Source organism: Citrobacter sp. CRE-46 (assembly GCF_059615875.1).
In genome coordinates this window covers 5,020,410-5,041,205 of the sequence record NZ_CM184341.1, presented here as the reverse complement: position 1 = coordinate 5,041,205, position 20,796 = coordinate 5,020,410, and the positions used below count along the sequence as shown (strand labels likewise).

The window sequence follows — 20,796 nt, the reverse complement described above, 5'->3', positions numbered from 1 at the left end:
AATCAGGTGGCGACACCTGATTTATCGTCCTCATGGTTCATCTCCTCACGTACTAAAACCTGCCTGTCGCGCCATATGTCCAGGCCATTCTTGATACCTGGCCCACAAAAAGAAACGATGCGTTGAAAAAAAACTTGAGTATTTCGTGCACTCAAATATCTTAGCTTCAAATTGGTTTAAACCAGATTGAGTGAGATGAAAAAGAAAAACAATGTTGATGTGCTCAGAGAGCGCTTTGAAAGCTGGTTAAACGAGAATAATTTGCCAGCGGGCTCCAAATTGCCTTCGGAGAGAGAGCTATGTGAGTTGCTGGATGCAAAGCGCATGACCTTACGTCAGGTTCTGATCGAGCTGGAGATTGATGCACGTATTTTCCGCAAGAACCGTAGCGGGTGGTTTATTTCATCGAAGCGATTCATTTATAACCCGAAATCACTTTCCAGCTTCAATGCCGAGGCCTGTGCCCAGGGGCGTAAACCTTTTTGGGATTATTTGACCAAGGAAACGATTGAGACGGTTCCGCACCATGTTGAGGATGTTTTTCTCTCCTCCGGCGATCGCTATTTAGTTACCGGCTGGTGTGGTCTTGATTCGCATAAAGTGTTTTATCATGAATCCTATATTGATGCCGATGTTGCGCCAGGATTCATAAACAAACTTGGCAATCAGTCTTTTGCCAGCGTCTGGGAAGATGCGTTTGGTCATGTATTAAATATCAAAGAAATGATTTTTAAACCGGTCAACATGCCGGAAGTGGCCTGTAAAGAACTGGGCGTTGCGCCAAATACTTATGGAATTTTAGTAGAAAAACATCGGGCAACCCGAGATAAAAAAGTGGTTCAGGTTGATTTTGAATACTGGCGACTTGAATCAGTGGAACTTGTTATTCGTGATGAATGAGAAAACTATGGGAAAATATAACCAGGAACTTCTCGCTGAACGCGCGAGAAATATACCGCTGTACCTACATGCTTATGCCTTTCATCTGAATATGCGCTATGAGAGAGTCCTTCCTGGCGATCTTCTGGATATTGCATATCAGCAAAAATTAAAAGGTGTAAAAATACATGTTGAGGATGGTGAATCCCAGTCACTGCAGAAACTAAACGATCGACAGTTACACGATTTTAAAGAAAAGGCCAAAAAATATAATTTGGATGTGCATATCGAAACGAGCGCATCGGACAAGGCGACGTTGACGGATGCGATCCGTATTGCCGTGGCAACTGGCGCAACGTCAGTTCGTTTCTACCCGCGCTATGAAGGGCATCTCAACGATGTTATGGCGAAGATCGCCAATGATATTGCGTGGTTGTCTCAGTATGATGATTGCGGCCTAAGCTTTACCATCGAACAGCATGAAGATCTGCAAGGCCATGAGCTGGTGACGCTGGTTAAGAATAGTGGAATGAAGAATCTCTCTATTCTGTTTGATTTTGGCAACATGATTAATGCTAATGAGCAGCCGCTTTCTGCGTTAGAGGTTATGTCTCCTCTGATCACTCAGGTACATATCAAAGACGCTAAAATTATTAAAGAAGGTAAAGGCTGGGGGCATGAGGCTTGTCGTTCTGGATATGGCGACTTACCCATGGAAGAGATGCTCAAAGCATTATTACTCTTAGGCGAAGATAAACCGCAAGTACATGCTTTTGGTCTGGAAGAAGAGGTTGAATATTATGCACCGGCATTTCGTTTCGATGATGAAGGTGATAATCCCTGGATCCCATGGCGCGATGCAAGTTATACGCCGCTACCTGACGCTGACATGATTGATGCGCGACTGGCGCAGGAAAAAGAACATGCTCTGGCTCAAATAAAATATATTCGTGACTTGTGTAATAAATTTATAGGTAATCAATAACTTTTTAAAATTTTACTTAATGCGAAAAGGGTTATGAAAATAACTCTACAATTTTATTAATTATATAATTTAATCTGGATATTTCTCTCAACAAGCAATGAGGGTTTACTCATGTTCATGAATAAATGGGCAAGGCTTTGTTTTTTGATTTTAGGCGGCGGCACAATATTCAAACTTTCAAGTATGAAAGATGTTTTCTATGTGCCAATGCAAAATGACTGGGGTTTAACCAATACGCAGATTGGCTTAAGCTTTACGGTTTATACGATTGTTCAGACAACCGGACTGTTTCTTTCGCTCTATATTGCAGACCGTTATTCTAAGAAAATATTATTACCCTTTGGTCTGATCGGCGTAGGGCTTTGCGGTTTATATCTGGCAACGCTACCGTCATTTACCGGTTATCTCATTTGCTTTGCCGCAATGGCGTTCTTTGCCGATGTGGTGTATTGGCCGGTATTGCTGAAAGCCGTACGTCTGCTGGGTACGAAAGAAGAACAAGGCCGCATGTTTGGCTTTTTAGAAGCCGGACGCGGCGTGGTGGATGTCATCGTCGCTTCTGGCGCCCTGTTTGTTTTTGTTCAGTTTGGTGAAGGCAAAGCGGGCATGCAGGCGGGTCTGTTGTTTTATACGGTCATTACGCTTGCGGCAGGTATTGTGACGTACTTTATTGTCGATGACGACAAAGTGAAAGGCGGCGAGAATACCAGTGCCAATATGGAAGTGTTAAAGGGTATTAAACATGTTTTGTCCTGCCCTAACGTCTGGTTGGCTTCTTTAGGGATTTTCTTCGTTTACGCAGCATATTGTGGGCTGACTTATTTTATTCCCTTCTTAAAAGACATCTACATGTTGCCGGTAGCACTGGTCGGCGCGTACGGCATCATCAACCAGTATGCGTTAAAAATGGTAGGAGGGCCGATTGGCGGGCTGCTGGCGGATAAGGTTGCTAAATCGCCGACGGTGTACCTGAAATGGACCTTTCTGATCTCTGCCGTTGCGATGCTTGTTTTCATGCAGTTGCCGCATCAAACAATGAACGTGTATATCGGTATGGCCGCAACATTAGGATTCGGGGCGATTATCTTCTCACAGCGTGCGATTTTCTTCGCGCCAATGGATGAGATTGGTACGCCACGTGAGTATGCCGGTTCGGCAATGGCGTTTGGTTGCATCATCGGTTATATGCCAGCCATGTTTGCGTACACGTTATACGGCTATTTGCTGGACACCAATAGCGGCATCACGGGCTACAACTATGTCTTTAGCGTGATGATTGCGTTCAGCTTAATGGGCTTTATCTGTTCGACAATTCTGGTGAAGCGGATTAAAAAGCAAAAGCTAGCGGCTGCGACCGCAACTGCATAATGTGAGTGCTTCCCCGGCAATACGTGACCGGGGAAGCCTGTTAAGCGCGTTTGTACAGCGGTAACCAAATCACCAGCCGTAAACCACCCAGCGGGCTGTCTTCGGCCTTCACCCAGCCACGATGCTGCTGGATCGCGGTTTCCACAATCGCCAGACCCAGCCCCGTTCCGCCAGACTCGCGATCGCGCGCCTCATCGGTACGATAGAACGGACGGAAAATCTGCTCCCGGTCTTCAGGGCTAACGCCCGGGCCATCGTCGTCCACGGTGATGGTGATCCCGTCTTTATCCACCGCGAAGCCCACTTCAATCTGCGTGTGTGAATAGCGCAGGGCGTTGCGCACAATGTTTTCCAGTGCGCTTTCCAGCGCATTTGGGTTACCGTACAGCGGCCACGGACCCGGCGGGAAATTCACCGTGAGCGATTTACCCATCTGCTCGGCTTCAAAGGCGGCGTTATCCAGCACTTCGCCCCATAGCTGATTGGCTTTCACCGTTTCACTGACCAGCGCGTTTTTCTGCTGATTACGTGACATCACCAGCAGGTCGTTGATCATGCTGTCCAGCCGGTGCGCTTCTGTTTCAATGCGCTCCAGCTCCTTGCTCTCGCCATTACGACGACGCAGCAGGGCAGTGCCCAGTTGCAGACGCGTCAACGGCGTTCTCAACTCGTGAGAGATGTCCGACAGCAGGCGTTGCTGCGTGGTCATCATCCGCTCCAGCGCCGTCACCATCTGGTTAAAGCTGGCGCCCGCCGCCAGAAACTCCTGCGGACCGGCTTCCAGTTCCGGATGCTGGCGCAGGTTGCCCTGGGCCACTTCATCTGCCGCGTTTTTCAACTTACGCGCCGGTTTCGCCAGACTCCAGGCAAGCCAGAGCAATAACGGAGAGCTGACTAACATGGTGACGATCAGCAACAACAGCGGTCGGTCGAACAGCAGGTTGATAAAGTCAGATTGCGAGCTGCTGGCAGGTCGAATGAGATACAACTGGTAGTTATCTTCACCGTCTCTGACGGAAAAAGGCCCGACCATCTCAACGCGACCGTATTTTTTCTTTTGCGGATGGTCGGCGTTATCGGCCTGACCAATAAAGTTACGAATGATCTGCATTTCGTTGCGTTCTGCGCCGATCACGCGTCCTTCCGTGGTAACAAGTAATAACCGCTGCCCTGGCGGCGCCCACTTGTCTATCGCCCGAAACAAGCGACGCCACCACATCAAATCGTTGGGTGGATCGTTCGCCAGTTCAGCTTCAACGTGTTGCTCAATCATCAACCCCTGGCGCTGCTCGCTGTCCAGTAGCTCGGTCATCTGACGTGAGTCGAGCTTGGGTAGCATCAGTACCAACATCAACACCAGTGCCAGCGTCAACCAGAAGATGGCAAAGATGCGTGCGGTTAAACTCCCTATCATGAAGCGGAGACCATCAGGTAGCCGCGACCACGCAGCGTTTTAAACCACGGATGCCCATCTTTACGCTCTGGCAGCTTACGACGCAGGTTCGAGATATGCATGTCGATCGCGCGATCGAAAGGCGTCAGGCGTTTGCCCAGCACTTCCTGGCTCAGATGTTCACGCGAAACCACCTGGCCGAGATGCTGCGCCAGCAAATAGAGCAGGGTGAATTCGGTGCCGGTTAGCTCCAGAGTTTGCCCGTCGAAGCTGGCTTCCTGGCGACCAGGGTTGAGGCTTAACGCATCCACTTCCAGAGTCGGCGAACCGTTGTCGCTGCTCTGCTGCTGTTCGCTCCAGTGCGAGCGACGCAGAATAGCGCGGATGCGCGCGACCAGTTCGCGGTCGTTAAACGGTTTCGGTAAATAGTCGTCCGCGCCCAGTTCAAGGCCGAGAACGCGATCCAATTCGCTGCCGCGAGCGGTCAGCATGATTACGGGGGTCTGGTGTGTCTGGCGAAGCGCTTTCAGTGTATCGATGCCGTTTTTCTTCGGCATCATGACGTCGAGCAAAAGTAAATCGATGCTGTCATCCAGAAGCTCGAGCGCCTGTTCCCCATCATGGGCAACCAGCACATCGAAACCTTCCATTTCGAGCAACTCCTTTAACAGGGAAGTCAGCTCTCGGTCATCATCAACTAACAGGATTTTATTCATTGTTTACGTACCTCCGAGGCAGAAATTACGTCATCAGGCGTCGCTAATCTATGACTTTACGTTGTTTTACACCCCCTGACGCATGTTTGCAGCCCGAATCGTAAACTGTCTCTCGTTGAATCGCGACAGAAAAGATTTTGGGAGCAAGTGATGGGCAAAGTTACCGCTGCCGTCATGGCCTCAACGCTGGCATTCAGTACCTTAAGCCATGCAGCTGAAGTCGTCACAGGCGATCACTGGCACCTGGGTGAAGGCTCCGCGCAACGCAGCGTACAGAGCCACATGTTTGACGGTATCAGTTTAACCGAACATCAACGTCAACAGATGCGAGATTTAATGCAGCAGGCAAGACACGAACAGCCTCCTGTTAATGTTAGCGAAATGGAGACAATGCATCGCCTTGTCACCGCAGAGAAATTTGACGAAAGCGCTGTGCGCGCTCAGGCAGAAAGAATGGCGCAAGAACAGGTTGCCCGCCAGGTTGAAATAGCCAGGATTCGCAACCAGATGTATCGCCTGTTAACGCCCGAGCAGCAAGCGGTTTTAAATGAGAAACATGAACAACGAATGGAGCAACTGCGCGACGTCGCGCACTGGCAAAAAAGCTCATCGTTGAATTTATTGAGTAGTAGCAACTCACGTTCCCAGTAGTAACCCTGTTTTCCTTGCCATAGACACCATCCCTGTCTTCCCCCACATGATGTGGGGGTTTTTTTTGCCCAAAAAACGGTCTCTGATGGGGCGTGCTTGGGTGGCAGGCGAAGGGAGAAGGGATCAGTTATTGACTGTCTGCAGTGGTTCGAATCCGCAGGCGTCTGCTGACTTGTCGCAATCATAAAAACGTTCGGTTTTTGCGGCCGATTCAGGATACCAGTTATCGTTTCCTTCAATCGACACAATCAGATTGCTGAGTATATTCTCTTTCCCTTTACGGCTATACGTCAGGTCAATTTCCTGGCCGTTTGCCAGTTCGTAAGTGCAGTTGACTAATACGCCTTCAGCCAGTTTATTTTTTGCAAAATAAAGTGCAGTGACGAAGCGTTTAATGTCCTTCTGTTGGTGTACTTGAGAATTCCAGCTCCCTTCCCATCCGGATAAGGTAACGGGAGAGGTATAAATATGGTTTTCATAAGTGATGTTTTCTGGCGCTGGGCATTGCATGCTTTCCGTCGCGGCTGCCGCAGAGCCTGAAAGCAGGGCGAGCGTAAGCGCAGTACATATACTATGTTTCATTATTTTTTCCTTTATATTCGCTTGACTTATCTATTACAGAGTGAATAAGTGACCTGCAAGGAAAATATAAGAATAAAAGAGTAGTAAAGGCAATATTAATTATGAGTAATTCAGAGGCTGTGCCGATTTTTATTATTGTTTAGGTCGTTTGATTTTTAATTGATGCTAAATGATATATATATAAAATGTTTTCTATTATTCACTTTGTTGATAATTGTTTACTCAGGCTGGTGCTAAACGGTTATATCTCATTTTCTACACTTCGCTGTCGTCAGACGTTCATCGCTATGAGTTATACTACGCCAAGATGATGGCAGGAGTGTTTATGAATCAAACCTATGGGCGGCTGGTTAGTCGGGCGGCAATCGCGGCGACCGTGATGGCATCGCTGTTACTTTTGATCAAAATTTTTGCGTGGTGGTACACCGGATCGGTCAGTATTCTGGCTGCACTGGTGGATTCTTTGGTGGATATCGCGGCGTCGTTAACCAACCTGTTGGTGGTGCGCTATTCTTTGCAGCCGGCCGATGATGAACATACCTTCGGACATGGTAAAGCGGAATCGCTGGCGGCGCTGGCGCAAAGCATGTTTATTTCCGGTTCGGCGCTGTTTTTATTCCTGACCGGGATTCAGCATCTTATCCAACCCACGCCGATGAAAGATCCCGGTGTCGGGGTGATTGTCACCATCATTGCGTTAGTGTGCACAATCATACTGGTCTCGTTTCAGCGCTGGGTGGTAAAGCGTACGCAAAGTCAGGCAGTTCGGGCGGATATGCTTCATTATCAGTCTGATGTTATGATGAACGGTGCGATTCTCATTGCGCTTGGGCTGGCATGGTACGGCTGGCATCGCGCAGATGCCTTGTTTGCGCTCGGGATTGGCATCTATATTTTATATAGCGCATTACGCATGGGGTATGAGGCGGTACAGTCATTGCTGGATCGCGCTTTACCCGATGAAGAACGTCAGGAAATTATTGATATCGTGACGTCATGGCCGGGAGTCAGCGGCGCTCACGATCTTCGTACGCGGCAGTCAGGGCCGACCCGCTTTATTCAGATTCATTTGGAAATGGAAGATAATCTGCCGCTCGTTCAGGCGCATGTAGTGGCTGAGCAGGTCGAGCAGGCAATTTTGCGACGTTTCCCGGGATCGGATGTCATCATTCATCAGGATCCCTGTTCGGTCGTACCCAAGGAAGGCAAGATGTTTGAGCTTTCATAATTCGTTGTAAAAAAAGTGAACCAGGCCAGCATTTTGTGTATAAATTACCACCATTTGGCCTGACCTGAATCAATTCAGCAGGAAGTGATTGTTATACTATCTGCATATTCGTTGGATCGTTTCGATATGCGGAATCGACTTCCGGCAGCAGATTTCATTTTGCATTCCAAAGTTCAGAGGTAGTCATGATTAAGAAAATCGGTGTGTTGACAAGCGGCGGTGATGCGCCGGGCATGAACGCAGCAATCCGTGGTGTTGTGCGTGCAGCGTTGACGGAAGGGCTGGAAGTCATGGGGATCCATGATGGCTACCTGGGTTTGTATGAAGACCGTATGGTCCAGCTTGACCGCTATAGCGTGTCCGACATGATCAACCGTGGCGGTACCTTCCTCGGTTCTGCCCGCTTCCCGGAATTCCGCGACGAAAACGTGCGTGCGGTGGCTATCGAAAACCTGAAGAAGCGTGGCATCGACGCCCTGGTTGTTATCGGCGGTGATGGTTCTTACATGGGTGCGAAACGCCTGACTGAAATGGGCTTCCCGTGCATCGGTCTGCCGGGCACTATCGACAACGATATCAAGGGCACCGACTACACCATCGGTTATTTCACCGCGCTGGGTACTGTCGTCGAAGCGATTGACCGTCTGCGTGATACCTCTTCTTCTCACCAGCGTATCTCTATCGTTGAAGTGATGGGCCGCTACTGTGGCGATCTGACCCTGGCGGCAGCGATTGCCGGCGGTTGTGAGTTCGTAGTGGTTCCGGAAGTAGAATTCAGCCGTGACGATCTGGTTGCTGAAATCAAAGCCGGTATCGCGAAAGGTAAAAAGCACGCGATTGTAGCGATCACTGAGCACATGTGCGACGTTGACGAACTGGCGCATTACATCGAGAAAGAAACGGGCCGTGAAACGCGTTCAACCGTACTGGGTCACATCCAGCGTGGTGGTTCTCCGGTTCCTTATGACCGTATTCTGGCGTCCCGTATGGGCGCGTATGCCATTGAATTGCTGCTCGAAGGTCACGGTGGCCGTTGCGTAGGTATTCAGAACGAAAAACTGGTTCACCATGACATCATCGACGCTATCGAAAACATGAAGCGTCCGTTCAAAGGTGACTGGCTGGACTGCGCGAAAAAACTGTACTGATTGTTTTTTGCGCGCCTGATGGCGCTACGCTTATCCGGCCTTCAGGTTGCTGAGACTTGCAGGCCGGATTAGGCGTTAGCCGCCATCCGGCAATCCCTCAGATTTATTCCTCGAAGTTATAGCAAATCTTTTTTTATTCTTTAATGTTTGGATCGCTTTCTGGCACGCTTTGCTCATCACAACACCACATAAGAGAGCTGGGCGATGAACAAATGGGGCGTAGGGTTAACATTATTGCTGGCATCGACCAGCGTTCTGGCAAAGGACATTCAGTTACTTAACGTATCGTACGATCCAACGCGTGAACTGTACGAGCAGTACAACAAAGCTTTTAGCGCGCACTGGAAGCAGGAAACTGGCGACAACGTCGTGATCCGCCAATCGCACGGCGGTTCGGGTAAACAGGCGACTTCCGTCATTAATGGCATTGAAGCCGATGTTGTGACGCTGGCGCTGGCTTACGATGTGGACGCTATTGCTGAACGTGGTCGTATCGATAAAAACTGGATCAAGCGTCTGCCGGATAACTCAGCACCTTACACCTCCACCATCGTTTTCCTGGTCCGCAAAGGCAATCCAAAACAAATTCATGACTGGAACGATCTGATCAAACCGGGCGTATCGGTCATTACGCCAAACCCGAAAAGCTCAGGCGGCGCACGCTGGAACTATCTGGCGGCATGGGGCTACGCCCTGCACCACAACAATAACGATCAGGCCAAAGCGCAAGACTTTGTCAAAGCCCTGTTTAAAAACGTTGAAGTGCTGGACTCTGGTGCGCGTGGCTCAACCAATACCTTCGTTGAACGCGGTATCGGTGATGTGCTGATTGCCTGGGAAAACGAAGCGCTACTGGCGACGAACGAACTGGGTAAAGATAAATTCGAGATAGTGACCCCGAGTGAATCGATTCTCGCGGAGCCGACCGTTTCCGTGGTCGACAAAGTGGTGGAAAAGAAAGACACCAAAGCGGTAGCGGAAGCCTACCTGAAGTATCTCTACTCGCCGGAAGGTCAGGAGATAGCAGCGAAAAACTTCTACCGTCCGCGTGATGCTGAAGTGGCGAAGAAATACGAAAATGTCTTTCCGAAGCTGAAGCTGTTCACCATTGACGAAGAGTTTGGCGGCTGGACGAAAGCACAGAAAGAGCACTTTTCTAACGGCGGTACGTTCGACCAGATCAGCAAGCGTTAAATAAATCTGTGAGTTACCAACCCGGTGGCATAACGCGACCGGGTTTTTTATTTGTCATGGTTTTGCGTTACTCTTGCCCCTCAATAGGATACAGGGAACGCGTAATGAAAAAAGCAGGTTATCTTTTACTGGCGGTGATTGTGGTGGCTGCCGCTGCTGGCATTGGTTACTGGAAATTCACCGGCAACCCGGACGCGTTACGCCAGATTGTTCTCCAGCAATGCTTGCCGCACCAGTTGCAGCAGCAGGATCCCGCACCGTGCGTGGAAGTGAAACCTGACGCCGGATATGTGGTGTTCAAAGATCGTAACGGTCCGCTGCAATATCTGTTGATGCCTGGTTACCGTATCAATGGTACGGAAAGCCCGTTGCTGTTGGAATCAGGCACGCCGAACTTTTTCTGGCTGGCCTGGCAGGCGCGTAGCTTTATGAGCCAAAAATACGGTCAGGAGATCCCTGACAAAGCGGTATCGCTGACCATTAACTCGCGTAGTGGTCGTACGCAAAATCACCTACACATTCATATCTCCTGCCTGCGGACCGATGTCAGAAAACAACTGGATGACAACATGGCGAAAATCAGCACCCGCTGGTTGCCTTTGCCGGGTGGATTACGTGGGCATGAATATCTGGCGCGTCGCGTCACGGAGAATGAACTGGCGCAACGCAGCCCGTTTATTATGCTGGCGGAAGAAGTACCGGATGCGCGAGAACATATGGGCAGCTATGCGCTGGCGATGGTGCGCCAGAGCGATGAGTCCTTTGTCCTGCTGGCGACTCAGCGTAACTTGCTGTCGCTGAATCTCGCCTCTGCTGAGGAAATTCAGGATCATCAATGTGATATTCTGCGCTAACCCTACCTAATCTGGCGTTTACTCCGCATGCCTGTCCCCGTATTCTTGTTGAAAAAAACAACAGGAGACAGGCATGTCGCTCTGGCTTTCGCACCCTTTGTTTATCCCTTCTCTGGTGGTTGGCATCACCATTCTTCTCTGGGCGACGTCGCTGCTGCCGGAATTTATAACGGCGCTGCTATTCTTTGCCGTGGCGATGGTGGTCAAAATCGCGTCACCGGATGTGATTTTTGGCGGCTTTGCGTCGTCGGCGTTCTGGCTGGTCTTCAGTGGATTCGTGCTGGGTATCGCGATTCGTAAAACGGGATTGGCGGACAGGGCGGCGAGGGCGCTGTCATCGCGATTGACCGACTCCTGGCCGTTAATGGTAGCGAGTGTGGTACTGCTAAGTTATGCGCTGGCATTTGTAATGCCGTCCAACATGGGGCGTATTGCGCTGCTGATGCCGATTGTTGCCGCGATGGCGAAACGGGCGGGAATTAACGACGGCACGCGAGCCTGGTATGGTCTGGCGCTGGCCGTCGGGTTTGGGACGTTCCAGCTTTCCGCGACGATTTTACCCGCTAACGTGCCGAATCTGGTGATGAGCGGCGCAGCGGAAGGTTCCTACGGTATCCACCTGAATTATCTGCCTTATTTACTACTGCATACGCCGGTTCTGGGCTGGCTCAAAGGCGCGATACTCATCGTACTTATCTGCTGGCTGTTTCCTGGTAAGCCCCATGCGCCGCGAGATTTAACGCCGCCTGAGCCGATGAGCCGGGATGAAAAACGTCTGGCATGGATGTTAGCGGTGGTGTTGTTTTTGTGGGTAAGCGAAAGCTGGCACGGCATTGGTCCAGCGTGGACCGGACTGGCGGCGGCGGTTATCACGCTGCTACCTCGGGTTGGCTTTATTAATGGCGAGGAGTTTTCCAGTGGGGTCAATATCCGTACCTGTATCTACGTGGCGGGTATTCTGGGGCTGGCGATCACCGTCACGCAGACCGGTATTGGCAGTGCGGTGGGCGAGGCGCTGTTACAGGTGATGCCGCTGGACGCGGAAAAACCGTTCACCAGCTTCCTCGCGCTGACCGGCATTACCACCGCACTCAATTTTATTATGACGGCAAACGGTGTTCCGGCGCTGTATACCACGCTGGCGCAAAGCTTTGCCGATGCCACGGGATTCCCGCTGCTGTCGGTGATTATGATTCAGGTGCTGGGGTATTCCACACCGCTGCTGCCGTATCAGGCTTCACCCATTGTTGTGGCGATGGCGCTTGGGAAAGTGCCTGCGAGGGCGGGGATGCTGCTGTGTATTGCGCTGGCGGCGGCAACATATCTGGTGCTTCTGCCGTTGGATTACCTCTGGTTCAGTATGCTGGGTAAATTATAACTGTATCTAAATGTTAATTTTTTGTTTTGTGAGATGATGAATTGTTTTATTTGGGCTGATGGCGGTTAATACCGGGGCGCAGATTTGCGCACTGGAAACTCAAGGATTGATTCATGGACAGTTTGACCCCTATCCGCTGTTGGCCTGCCATCATTTCGCTCGCGATCACGCTGGCCATCTGGTTTGTTATCCCGTGTCCGCCTGACGTCACTCCGCAAGCGTGGCATCTGCTGGCGTTGTTCATTGGTACGATCGCAGCGATTATCGGTAAAGCCATGCCCATTGGCGCCATTGCGGTTGTGGCGATTATGCTGGTGGCGATGACCGGCGTCACTAACCCCGGTAAACCCTCGGCCGCGCTGAACGATGCCTTGAGCGGATTCTCTAATCAACTGATTTGGCTGATTGGTTTATCCATCATGCTGTCGCAAAGCCTGTTAAAGACCGGGTTGGGCGCGCGTATTGGCTACGGGTTTATTGCGCTGTTTGGTAAAAGAACGCTGGGTATTGCGTGGGCATTAACCCTTGCGGAAACCCTGATTGCGCCGGTTACGCCAAGCAACACGGCGCGTGGCGGCGGTATTATTCACCCGGTAATGCGGGCGATTGCGGAAAGCCTCGGATCGCAGCCGGGCAACAACGAGAATGGCTCAACGGGCCGCTATCTGGCGCTGGTGAATTACAACATTAACCCCATCAGCTCGGCAATGTTCATCACCGCGACCGCGCCTAACCCTTTAATCGTTAGCTTTTTAACGAAGGGAACGGATGGTGTGCTGAATATGACCTGGGGAATGTGGGCTATCGCCGCGCTGCTCCCCGCGGTGGTCTCACTGGTCGTTATGCCGATTGTTATCTGGTGGCTCTACCCGCCAGCCATCACACGCACGCCAAATGCGCCTCAGTTCGCACGACAAAAACTGGATGCGCTAGGTCCGCTTTCACTGGCAGAGAAAATTACCCTGGGCGTCTTCATTTTGCTGCTCTGCCTGTGGGCGGGAGTGCCCGCGATGTTGATGGGCAGTGGCTGGAGTGTAAACCCTACCAGCGCCGCGTTAATTGGTTTGTCGATTCTGTTGATGGCGGGCGTATTAAGTTGGGATGACATTCTTAAGTGCCGTGGCGCGTGGGATACCATAGTCTGGTTCGCGGCGCTGGTAATGATGGCGGATTTTCTCAGCAAGTTGGGGCTGGTGGGGTGGCTGGCAACCAGCGTGGGTAGCGCAATCGACCATCTTGGTGTGCACTGGAGCATCGCGACGCTATTGCTGATCCTGCTTTACGTCTACTCGCACTACTTTTTCGCCAGTACAACCGCGCATATCACGGCGATGTTCGCTGCATTCTTCGCCGCAGGATTAGGCCTCGGCGCGCCGCCGGCGCTGCTTGGGTTGATGCTCGGCTTCTCCTCCTCGCTGATGATGTCGCTCACGCACTATGGCACGGGTACTGCGCCTATCATCTTTGGTTCAGGCTATGTCACGCTGGCGGAGTGGTGGAAAACGGGGCTGGTAATGAGTGTGGTCAACCTGACCATTTGGGGGATAACCGGCGCCTTCTGGTGGCACTGGCTGGGATACTGGTAAACCTGATGCGACGGGAGGAGTGCTCCTCCCGCCATACAACTTAAGCCTGTTTAGCGGCTTCTGCTGCTTTAACGATAACTGCGAAGGCGTCTGCTTTCAGAGAAGCACCGCCAACCAGCGCGCCGTCGATGTCCGGCTGAGCGAACAGTTCAGCAGCGTTGCCCGCGTTCACGGAACCGCCGTACTGGATGATAACCTGTTCAGCGATTTTCGCGTCAGCTTTAGCAATGTGGTCACGGATGAATTTGTGAACAGCCTGAGCCTGAGCCGGAGTTGCAGATTTACCGGTACCGATAGCCCATACTGGTTCGTAAGCGATAACTACGCCTTCGAATGCCGCAGCGCCCTGAGTTTTCAGAACGGCGTCGATCTGACGTGCGCAGACTTCTTCAGTTTTGCCCGCTTCATTTTCTGCTTCGGTTTCACCAATGCACAGAACGGGAGTCAGACCCTGCTCTTTCAGCACAGCAAATTTCTTCGCGATCAGTTCGTCAGACTCTTTGTGGTAAGTACGGCGCTCAGAGTGACCGATAATGATGTACTGCGCGCCGATATCTTTCAGCATTTCAGCGCTTGTTTCACCGGTGAATGCGCCAGACAGGTTCAGGTCAACGTTCTGCGCGCCCAGGATGATGTGGCTACCGGCAGCGGCGTGTTTCGCCAGGTCGATATACATTTCCGGCGGAGCAATCGCTACTGCACAGCCAGCAACGCCAGCCAGTTCTTTACGCAGATTAGCAACCAGTTCGTTTACCATATGGCGGCTGCCGTTCAGTTTCCAGTTACCCATCACTAAAGGATGTCGCATTTCATTTCTCCACGCTTGTCAGCGAATTAAGGAATATGGCCGCCCGTCAGGGCAGCATGGTCTGTGAAACAGTATAGAGATTCGTCTGCGGAAAGGCTTTGCTTTTTGTCATCAATTCGCCTTCTCAAGACTTTCTGATAGTGCCAGCTTAATCGGTTCAACAGCGAAGGTCAGCCCCTTTTCACCGTTATCTGCTATGACATAGCGAATAGCGCCTTCTGTTTCGGCGTAATAGTGCTTACCTTTACCGGCGGCGAGCAGCTTTTGCAGCTTTTTCTGACTTTGTTCTTTTGTCAGCAGCGGCGCGACGGTGTGAATGACGGCGGTCATGTATTCCAGCGCTTTCGCTTTCGCCGCCTTTTGTTCAGGCCCCTGAATCGGTAGCCAGGTGATCTGCATACTTTTGATTTTCAATGTACCGCGTTCAAGCGCGGATGACGCATACAGATTTTCGTTGATTTTGCTGGCGGCGCGGGTGAGATTCGCCCGGTCGCGGCTGCTGTCGATGGCACGGAATTCATTGAGGATAAGCTTTGGATTCTGTGTATTAAAGTTTTCACGAAACTGGCTAATCGATAGATCAAAAGTTGGCGCGCCCGCCAACAAATAGGGGGCCGTGATTGCCGTCGATGGCTCTTCCGCCTGCGCTGTAGCGCTGACGGTTAAGGCTGAAAACAGTAATAAAAACAGTGTAAATCCTTGCTTCATCAATTGTACCTTTCATTCTCACTGCTCACGATTAAAACGGTAACCGTCCGGCTTGTCAAAAGGGTAAACTGTCCTGGAAGGTAATAATAAAGGAACCTACATGACCATACAGCAGTGGTTATTCTCATTTAAAGGGCGTATTGGACGCCGTGATTTCTGGATTTGGATAGGTCTGTGGCTCGTCAGTATGCTGGCGTTGTTCTCCCTGGCAAGTAAGCAATTACTCGATATTCAAACCGCAGCATTTTGTCTGGTGTGTCTGTTATGGCCGACGGCGGCGGTGACGGTAAAGCGTCTGCATGACCGAGGGCGTTCAGGAGCGTGGGCGTTGCTGATGATTCTGGCGTGGATGCTGCTGGCCGGAAACTGGGCAATGTTACCTGGCGTCTGGCAATGGGCGGTAGGCCGTTTTCTTCCGACGCTGATTTTGGTCGGCATGCTTATCGATCTGGGCGCGTTTGTCGGCACCCAGGACGAAAATAAATACGGTAAAGATACGCAGGACGTAAAGTACAGAGCTGACTCGTAGGCCGGATAAGGCGCGTTAGCGTCGCCATCCGGCAAAATGCCCGGGACGCTTACCGGGCAGTAAAACGTTCTTACCAGTAGTGTTCAGCGGTCATATGGCCTGGTCGACGGCGCAGGTGTTTGGTCATCTGCCGGGTCTCTTTCAACAGTTGCTGCGTGTCGCGCACCATTTGTGGATTTCCACACAGCATTACGTGGCTGGTTTCTTTATCCATTGGCAGACCTACCGCTTTTTCCAGCTCACCGCTTTCAATCAGCGCTGGCACTCGTCCGGTCAGCGAATTTGCCGCAGTTTCACGGCTAACAACGGTCTGGATACGTAATTTACCTTCGTAGCGTTTTTCCAGCGCCTGCATCAATGGCAGGTAGCTTAAATCGGCGGCATAGCGCGCGGCGTGGACAAGCACCAGATTTTTAAAGCGATCCAGATCTTTGCCTAACTGCAAAATCGACAAATACGGGCCGATAGCCGTGCCGGTCGCCAGCATCCACAGCGTGTCGCAATCGGGGACCTCATCCAGCACGAAGAAGCCAGCGGCTTCACTGACCACCTGAACGTCATCGCCAGGCTTCAGCGCGGCCAAACGAGGGCTGAGTTTGCCGTCGGGAACCGTCACCAGATAAAACTCTAAATCGGGATTGTCAGGCGCATTCACGTAGGAATAGGCGCGCTGGACGCGCTCGCCGTCGATTTCCAGGCCAAGCTTGGTAAACTGGCCAGCAGTAAAAGGAAGAACCGGAGCTCGCACGGTCAAACTAAATAAGGCATCGGTCCAGTTCTGCACCTTTGTGACTTTGCCTGTTACCCAATCTGCCATGGTTGTCTCCTGTCTGCTTTGATTGCCTTATCTTCGTTCGTTGGACGAAAGATTTCCAGCCCGGATGGGCTGGAAGGCTCTATTGATCAAATCAATTACAGGATGTGCGCCTGCACATCGGGATCTTTGCGATCGAGATAGTGAATCGACTGAATGCGGCGGATTGTGCGCGATTTGCCGCGGATCAGCAGCGTTTCGGTGGTCGCGATATTGCCTTTGCGGCTAATGCCTTCCAGCAGATCGCCTTTGGTGATGCCGGTGGCAGAAAAAATGACGTTGTCGCTGCGCGCCATTTCGTCCAGACGCAGCGCTTTGCCCGCTTCAATGCCCATCGCGGTGCAGCGGGCCAGTTCCTGTTCGCCAATGCGGCGGTTTTCTTCGCTGTCGCCTTTGACGTCATGACGCGCCAGGAGACGGCCCTGCATATCGCCATCCAGCGCGCGGATAACGGCGGCGGAGACCACACCTTCCGGTGCGCCGCCAATGCCGTACAGCACGTCAACTTCGCTGTCAGGCATGCAGGTCAGAATTGAGGCCGCGACGTCGCCGTCGGGAATAGCGAATACGCGCACGCCCAGTTTCGTCATCTCTGCAATAACGTCATCATGGCGAGGTTTTGCCAGGATAGTGACGGTCAGGTCACTCAGGGGTTTGTTCAGCGCGGCGGCAATGTTACGCAGGTTGGCTTCCAGCGACAGGTTCAGGTCAATGGACCCTTTTGCGCCTGGGCCGACAATCAGCTTTTCCATGTACATGTCCGGCGCGTTCAGGAAGCAGCCTTTATCGCCCACGGCCAGTACCGCCAGCGCATTTGCCTGGCCCATTGCCGTCATACGCGTGCCTTCGATAGGATCGACTGCGATGTCTACCGCATCGCCAAGACCCGTACCGACTTTCTCACCGATAAACAGCATCGGCGCTTCATCGATTTCACCTTCGCCAATCACGATGGTGCCGTCGATGTTGACCTGGTTGAGCATAATACGCATGGCGTTCACCGCCGCGCCGTCAGCGGTATTTTTATCGCCGCGGCCCAGCCATTTATAGCCAGCCAGCGCGGCCGCTTCGGTCACGCGTGAAAATTCAATGGCAAGTTCTCGTCTCATTGCAAACTCGTAGCTGAAAGGAATGGCGCGAAGTGTAGCACAGGGGAGGGGGCGAGATTATTGATGTGTGTGCGGGGTTGTCCCCGCACGAAGATATTGCCGGATAAGACACCTTAGCGTCGCCATCCGGCAATGACGTATTACTCGTCGTGATCTTCCCACGCCATGGCGCGTTTGACTGCTTTTTTCCAGCCGCTGTAACGGAAGTTACGTTCGGTGGTTTCGATGCCAGGACGGAATTCACGCTCGATGACCGCTTTTTCCTGCAGCTCATCCAGGTTTTGCCAGAAGCCGACCGCCAGACCGGCCAGATAAGCCGCACCCAGCGCAGTGACTTCGCGGACTTCCGGGCGCTCAACGCGTGTGCCGAGAATGTCCGACTGGAACTGCATCAGGAAGTTGTTGGCTACCGCACCGCCATCGACGCGCAGGGCGTGCAAGCGAATGCCGGAGTCAGCCTGCATCGCTTCCAGTACGTCACGGGTCTGGTAAGCGATAGACTCAAGCGTTGCGCGAATGATGTGGTTGGAGTTTACGCCACGGGTCAGACCGAAGATGGCGCCACGCGCATACGGGTCCCAGTACGGTGCGCCCAGACCGGTGAATGCCGGAACGACGTACACGCCGTTGGTGTCTTTCACTTTAGTCGCGAAATACTCAGAGTCGAATGCATCGCTGATGAGTTTCATTTCATCACGCAGCCACTGGATAGAGGCACCCGCCATAAACACCGCGCCTTCCAGGGCGTAGTTCACTTCCCCGGTCGGTCCGCAGGCGATGGTGGTCAGCAGCCCGTTTTCGGACTTAACGGCTTTCTCGCCGGTGTTCATCAGCATGAAGCAGCCGGTACCGTAAGTGTTTTTCGCCATCCCTTCTTTCACGCACAGCTGGCCGAACAGCGCCGCCTGCTGGTCACCGGCGATACCGGAGATAGGAATACGAATGCCGCCCTTACCACCGATGTTGGTCTGACCGTACACTTCAGAAGAACGACGTACTTCCGGCAGCATGGCGCGCGGAATATCCAGCGCATCCAGCATCTTGTCGTCCCAGTCCAGGGAGTGAATGTTGAACAGCATGGTACGTGAGGCGTTGGTGTAATCGGTGACGTGTACGCGCCCCTGCGTCATTTTCCAGATAAGCCAGGTATCTACGGTACCAAACAGCAGTTCACCGCGACGGGCGCGCTCACGCGAACCTTCTACGTGGTCGAGGATCCACTTCACTTTGGTACCGGAGAAGTACGGGTCAATCACCAGACCGGTGTTGCTACGGATGTACTCTTCCATACCGTCGCGCTTGAGCTTCTCGCAGATATCCGCGGTACGACGACACTGCCACACAATGGCGTTATAGATAGGTTTACCGGTCTCACGTTCCCAGACGATGGTGGTTTCACGCTGGTTGGTAATACCGATCGCGGCAATTTCATCGGAACTGATATCGGCTTTCGCCAGCACTTCTACCAGCGTGGAGCTTTGGGTCGCCCAAATTTCCATTGGGTCGTGTTCTACCCAACCTGCTTTCGGGTAGATTTGCTCGAATTCGCGCTGTGAAACGGCAACGATATTTGCATCGTGGTCCATGACGACCGCGCGGGAGCTGGTAGTGCCCTGGTCGAGCGCAACGATATATTTTTTTTCAGTCATAATTTTTTGTCCCGTAGTCACATTACTGCGAAGCTTTTTGTTGAGTGTTGGCCGCAACGTCTTTCTCTTCAATCGCGCAGACATCGCACGGCAAATGACGACCAATCAGTTTGCGATAGGCCCATGCGCCCAAAATTGCGCCGGTAATCGGTCCAAACACCGGTACCAGGAAGTAAGGGATATCACGACCACCCGTGAAGGCAATCTCACCCCATCCGGCCAGTCCGGCGAAGAGTTTCGGTCCGAAGTCACGTGCCGGGTTCATCGCAAAACCTGTTAGCGGGCCCATGGAAGCACCAATAACGGCAATCAGTAAGCCGATCAGCAGTGGCGCCAGCGGACCACGAGGTACACCGTTACCATCGTCGGTCAGGGCCAGAATCAGCCCCATTAGAATAGCGGTAATGACCATTTCAACCGCGAAGGCCTGCACAAAATTGATATGCGGGTTCGGATAGGTGGAGAAAGTACCTGCCAGACCCAGGCTCTCGGTACTGCCGCGCACGATATGATTGGTTTGTTCGAAATCGAGGAAAAGATTGTAATAAAGCCCGTAAACCAATGCCGCTGCGCAAAAGGCGCCGGCAATTTGCGAAATAATAAAAGGGACGACTTTGCGTTTATCAAAACAGGCAAACAGCCAGAGTGCGATGGTGACCGCTGGATTCAGGTGTGCGCCAGAAACGCCTGCGGTCAGATAGATAGCCATCGCTACCCCCAGACCCCAGATGATGCTGATTTCCCACTGACCAAAAGTAGCCCCGGCCACTTTGAGTGCAGCGACACAGCCCACACCGAAGAAAATCAACAACCCGGTACCGAGGAATTCAGCAATGCACTGGCCTTTTAAGGTTGATGTTTGACTCATAATCGGATCCTGAAGAGAGTTTAATGTTTATTGTGTGCGAGAAGGTCACTGACATCCCCGGAGCCGGTAGGCACACTGTTAATTTATCGTTAACGCTCAAAAACGAGAAATATCGAAATTAAAATGTGTGTACTGCATCAACAAAATGAGCGTTTTCGCGCCATTGCGCGGTATTTGTTATACAAAAATAGTGTGAGCTGAATCATTTCACCGATCAATCTCTTAACACTTAAGCGTTATGACAGTCATGTCACCAGGAGAAAGACTAAAAGTGTTGCAAACCGCAATCTGCGCGGGATGCCGCTGGACAGGGATGACGCGGCTTCATACAATCGGTGTTAAGTAGAGT

Annotated in this window: 20 protein-coding genes; 11 read left to right on the top strand and 9 right to left on the bottom strand. The window is 51.8% G+C overall.

Translation table 11 applies throughout. The features are described from left to right. Positions 1-195: 195 nt before the first annotated feature. The 3 genes from AC534G_RS24405 to AC534G_RS24395 all read left to right on the top strand — a co-directional run bounded on the left by AC534G_RS24405 (position 196) and on the right by AC534G_RS24395 (position 3,232). The gene (locus tag AC534G_RS24405) at positions 196-900 is read left to right on the top strand and encodes a GntR family transcriptional regulator (RefSeq protein ID WP_060683053.1); all 705 of its coding nucleotides are present in this window, start codon (positions 196-198) and stop codon (positions 898-900) included. 7 nt (positions 901-907) lie between these two features. Continuing rightward, positions 908-1,864 carry a sugar phosphate isomerase/epimerase family protein gene (locus AC534G_RS24400; RefSeq protein ID WP_060683767.1) on the top strand — a complete coding sequence of 319 codons (957 nt, stop codon included), beginning with the start codon at positions 908-910 and terminating at the stop codon, positions 1,862-1,864. Between the two features lie 117 nt (positions 1,865-1,981). After that, a complete protein-coding gene (locus tag AC534G_RS24395; protein ID WP_087856673.1) occupies positions 1,982-3,232 on the top strand; it encodes an MFS transporter in 1,251 nt (416 codons plus the stop codon). A gap of 40 nt (positions 3,233-3,272) precedes the next feature. Here the strand turns inward: AC534G_RS24395 and cpxA are convergent, their stop codons facing one another. Both cpxA and cpxR read right to left on the bottom strand, forming a co-directional pair. After that, positions 3,273-4,646, bottom strand: coding sequence for an envelope stress sensor histidine kinase CpxA (gene cpxA / locus AC534G_RS24390; RefSeq protein ID WP_038635957.1), 1,374 nt, complete (start codon positions 4,644-4,646; stop codon positions 3,273-3,275). Further along, positions 4,643-5,341: an envelope stress response regulator transcription factor CpxR gene (cpxR, locus tag AC534G_RS24385; RefSeq protein ID WP_038635960.1), complete on the bottom strand. Its 699-nt coding sequence runs from the start codon at positions 5,339-5,341 to the stop codon at positions 4,643-4,645. Before cpxR ends, cpxA begins: the two co-directional genes overlap by 4 nt. A 150-nt stretch (positions 5,342-5,491) precedes the next feature. On the opposite strand from cpxR, the gene cpxP reads away from it, so the two are divergent. Next, positions 5,492-5,992, top strand: coding sequence for a cell-envelope stress modulator CpxP (gene cpxP, locus AC534G_RS24380; protein ID WP_069324867.1), 501 nt, complete (start codon positions 5,492-5,494; stop codon positions 5,990-5,992). 123 nt (positions 5,993-6,115) lie between these two features. Here cpxP and AC534G_RS24375 read toward each other — a convergent pair whose 3' ends face one another. Further along, on the bottom strand, positions 6,116-6,574 hold the full coding sequence (locus AC534G_RS24375) for a DUF3757 domain-containing protein (RefSeq protein ID WP_069324866.1): 459 nt from the start codon (positions 6,572-6,574) through the stop codon (positions 6,116-6,118). Positions 6,575-6,899: 325 nt separating this feature from the next. Here AC534G_RS24375 and fieF point away from each other — a divergent pair, with 325 nt between their 5' ends. The 6 genes from fieF (at position 6,900) to AC534G_RS24345 (ending at position 13,962) form a co-directional block, all read left to right on the top strand. Next, complete coding sequence (fieF, locus tag AC534G_RS24370; RefSeq protein ID WP_038635968.1) at positions 6,900-7,802, top strand: CDF family cation-efflux transporter FieF; 903 nt, start codon at positions 6,900-6,902, stop codon at positions 7,800-7,802. Between the two features lie 185 nt (positions 7,803-7,987). Next, the gene (gene pfkA / locus AC534G_RS24365; protein ID WP_006686196.1) at positions 7,988-8,950 is read left to right on the top strand and encodes a 6-phosphofructokinase; all 963 of its coding nucleotides are present in this window, start codon (positions 7,988-7,990) and stop codon (positions 8,948-8,950) included. A 204-nt stretch (positions 8,951-9,154) separates the two neighbouring features. Then, positions 9,155-10,144: a sulfate/thiosulfate ABC transporter substrate-binding protein Sbp gene (gene sbp, locus AC534G_RS24360; protein ID WP_038635971.1), complete on the top strand. Its 990-nt coding sequence runs from the start codon at positions 9,155-9,157 to the stop codon at positions 10,142-10,144. 104 nt (positions 10,145-10,248) lie between these two features. Beyond that, positions 10,249-10,998 (top strand): CDP-diacylglycerol diphosphatase, encoded by a 750-nt coding sequence (locus AC534G_RS24355; protein WP_038635973.1) that lies wholly within the window; start codon positions 10,249-10,251, stop codon positions 10,996-10,998. A gap of 73 nt (positions 10,999-11,071) precedes the next feature. Further along, complete coding sequence (locus tag AC534G_RS24350) at positions 11,072-12,376, top strand: SLC13 family permease (RefSeq protein WP_110496313.1); 1,305 nt, start codon at positions 11,072-11,074, stop codon at positions 12,374-12,376. Between the two features lie 113 nt (positions 12,377-12,489). Next, complete coding sequence (locus tag AC534G_RS24345; RefSeq protein WP_110496311.1) at positions 12,490-13,962, top strand: DASS family sodium-coupled anion symporter; 1,473 nt, start codon at positions 12,490-12,492, stop codon at positions 13,960-13,962. A 40-nt stretch (positions 13,963-14,002) separates the two neighbouring features. Here the strand turns inward: AC534G_RS24345 and tpiA are convergent, their stop codons facing one another. Further along, positions 14,003-14,770 carry a triose-phosphate isomerase gene (gene tpiA, locus AC534G_RS24340; protein WP_038635981.1) on the bottom strand — a complete coding sequence of 256 codons (768 nt, stop codon included), beginning with the start codon at positions 14,768-14,770 and terminating at the stop codon, positions 14,003-14,005. A 111-nt stretch (positions 14,771-14,881) separates the two neighbouring features. Beyond that, positions 14,882-15,478, bottom strand: coding sequence for a YiiQ family protein (locus tag AC534G_RS24335; protein WP_069324864.1), 597 nt, complete (start codon positions 15,476-15,478; stop codon positions 14,882-14,884). A 100-nt stretch (positions 15,479-15,578) separates the two neighbouring features. Between AC534G_RS24335 and AC534G_RS24330 the strand changes: the two genes are divergently transcribed. Beyond that, entirely contained in the window at positions 15,579-16,007 is a 429-nt protein-coding gene (locus AC534G_RS24330; protein ID WP_042313402.1) for a DUF805 domain-containing protein, read from the top strand. Positions 16,008-16,077: 70 nt separating this feature from the next. Here AC534G_RS24330 and fpr read toward each other — a convergent pair whose 3' ends face one another. From fpr to AC534G_RS24310, 4 genes are all read right to left on the bottom strand, one after another. Continuing rightward, positions 16,078-16,824, bottom strand: a complete 747-nt coding sequence (gene fpr, locus AC534G_RS24325; RefSeq protein ID WP_038635988.1) for a ferredoxin--NADP(+) reductase — start codon at positions 16,822-16,824, stop codon at positions 16,078-16,080. A 95-nt stretch (positions 16,825-16,919) separates the two neighbouring features. Next, positions 16,920-17,930 (bottom strand): class II fructose-bisphosphatase, encoded by a 1,011-nt coding sequence (glpX, locus tag AC534G_RS24320; RefSeq protein ID WP_038635990.1) that lies wholly within the window; start codon positions 17,928-17,930, stop codon positions 16,920-16,922. A gap of 140 nt (positions 17,931-18,070) precedes the next feature. Continuing rightward, positions 18,071-19,579, bottom strand: coding sequence for a glycerol kinase GlpK (gene glpK / locus AC534G_RS24315; RefSeq protein WP_042313394.1), 1,509 nt, complete (start codon positions 19,577-19,579; stop codon positions 18,071-18,073). Between the two features lie 22 nt (positions 19,580-19,601). Then, positions 19,602-20,447: an MIP/aquaporin family protein gene (locus AC534G_RS24310; protein WP_038635996.1), complete on the bottom strand. Its 846-nt coding sequence runs from the start codon at positions 20,445-20,447 to the stop codon at positions 19,602-19,604. Positions 20,448-20,796 lie beyond the last annotated feature (349 nt).

Coding starts and splice junctions, on each gene's coding strand:
- tpiA (WP_038635981.1), bottom strand. CDS start 14,770: ATGCGACATCCTTTAGTGATGGGTAACTGGAAACTGAACGGCAGCCGC.
- AC534G_RS24375 (WP_069324866.1), bottom strand. CDS start 6,574: ATGAAACATAGTATATGTACTGCGCTTACGCTCGCCCTGCTTTCAGGC.
- AC534G_RS24350 (WP_110496313.1), top strand. CDS start 11,072: ATGTCGCTCTGGCTTTCGCACCCTTTGTTTATCCCTTCTCTGGTGGTT.
- cpxP (WP_069324867.1), top strand. CDS start 5,492: ATGGGCAAAGTTACCGCTGCCGTCATGGCCTCAACGCTGGCATTCAGT.
- AC534G_RS24330 (WP_042313402.1), top strand. CDS start 15,579: ATGACCATACAGCAGTGGTTATTCTCATTTAAAGGGCGTATTGGACGC.
- AC534G_RS24345 (WP_110496311.1), top strand. CDS start 12,490: ATGGACAGTTTGACCCCTATCCGCTGTTGGCCTGCCATCATTTCGCTC.
- AC534G_RS24400 (WP_060683767.1), top strand. CDS start 908: ATGGGAAAATATAACCAGGAACTTCTCGCTGAACGCGCGAGAAATATA.
- AC534G_RS24335 (WP_069324864.1), bottom strand. CDS start 15,478: ATGAAGCAAGGATTTACACTGTTTTTATTACTGTTTTCAGCCTTAACC.
- cpxA (WP_038635957.1), bottom strand. CDS start 4,646: ATGATAGGGAGTTTAACCGCACGCATCTTTGCCATCTTCTGGTTGACG.
- fieF (WP_038635968.1), top strand. CDS start 6,900: ATGAATCAAACCTATGGGCGGCTGGTTAGTCGGGCGGCAATCGCGGCG.
- glpK (WP_042313394.1), bottom strand. CDS start 19,579: ATGACTGAAAAAAAATATATCGTTGCGCTCGACCAGGGCACTACCAGC.
- fpr (WP_038635988.1), bottom strand. CDS start 16,824: ATGGCAGATTGGGTAACAGGCAAAGTCACAAAGGTGCAGAACTGGACC.
- AC534G_RS24310 (WP_038635996.1), bottom strand. CDS start 20,447: ATGAGTCAAACATCAACCTTAAAAGGCCAGTGCATTGCTGAATTCCTC.
- AC534G_RS24395 (WP_087856673.1), top strand. CDS start 1,982: ATGAATAAATGGGCAAGGCTTTGTTTTTTGATTTTAGGCGGCGGCACA.
- glpX (WP_038635990.1), bottom strand. CDS start 17,930: ATGAGACGAGAACTTGCCATTGAATTTTCACGCGTGACCGAAGCGGCC.
- AC534G_RS24355 (WP_038635973.1), top strand. CDS start 10,249: ATGAAAAAAGCAGGTTATCTTTTACTGGCGGTGATTGTGGTGGCTGCC.
- pfkA (WP_006686196.1), top strand. CDS start 7,988: ATGATTAAGAAAATCGGTGTGTTGACAAGCGGCGGTGATGCGCCGGGC.
- cpxR (WP_038635960.1), bottom strand. CDS start 5,341: ATGAATAAAATCCTGTTAGTTGATGATGACCGAGAGCTGACTTCCCTG.
- sbp (WP_038635971.1), top strand. CDS start 9,155: ATGAACAAATGGGGCGTAGGGTTAACATTATTGCTGGCATCGACCAGC.
- AC534G_RS24405 (WP_060683053.1), top strand. CDS start 196: ATGAAAAAGAAAAACAATGTTGATGTGCTCAGAGAGCGCTTTGAAAGC.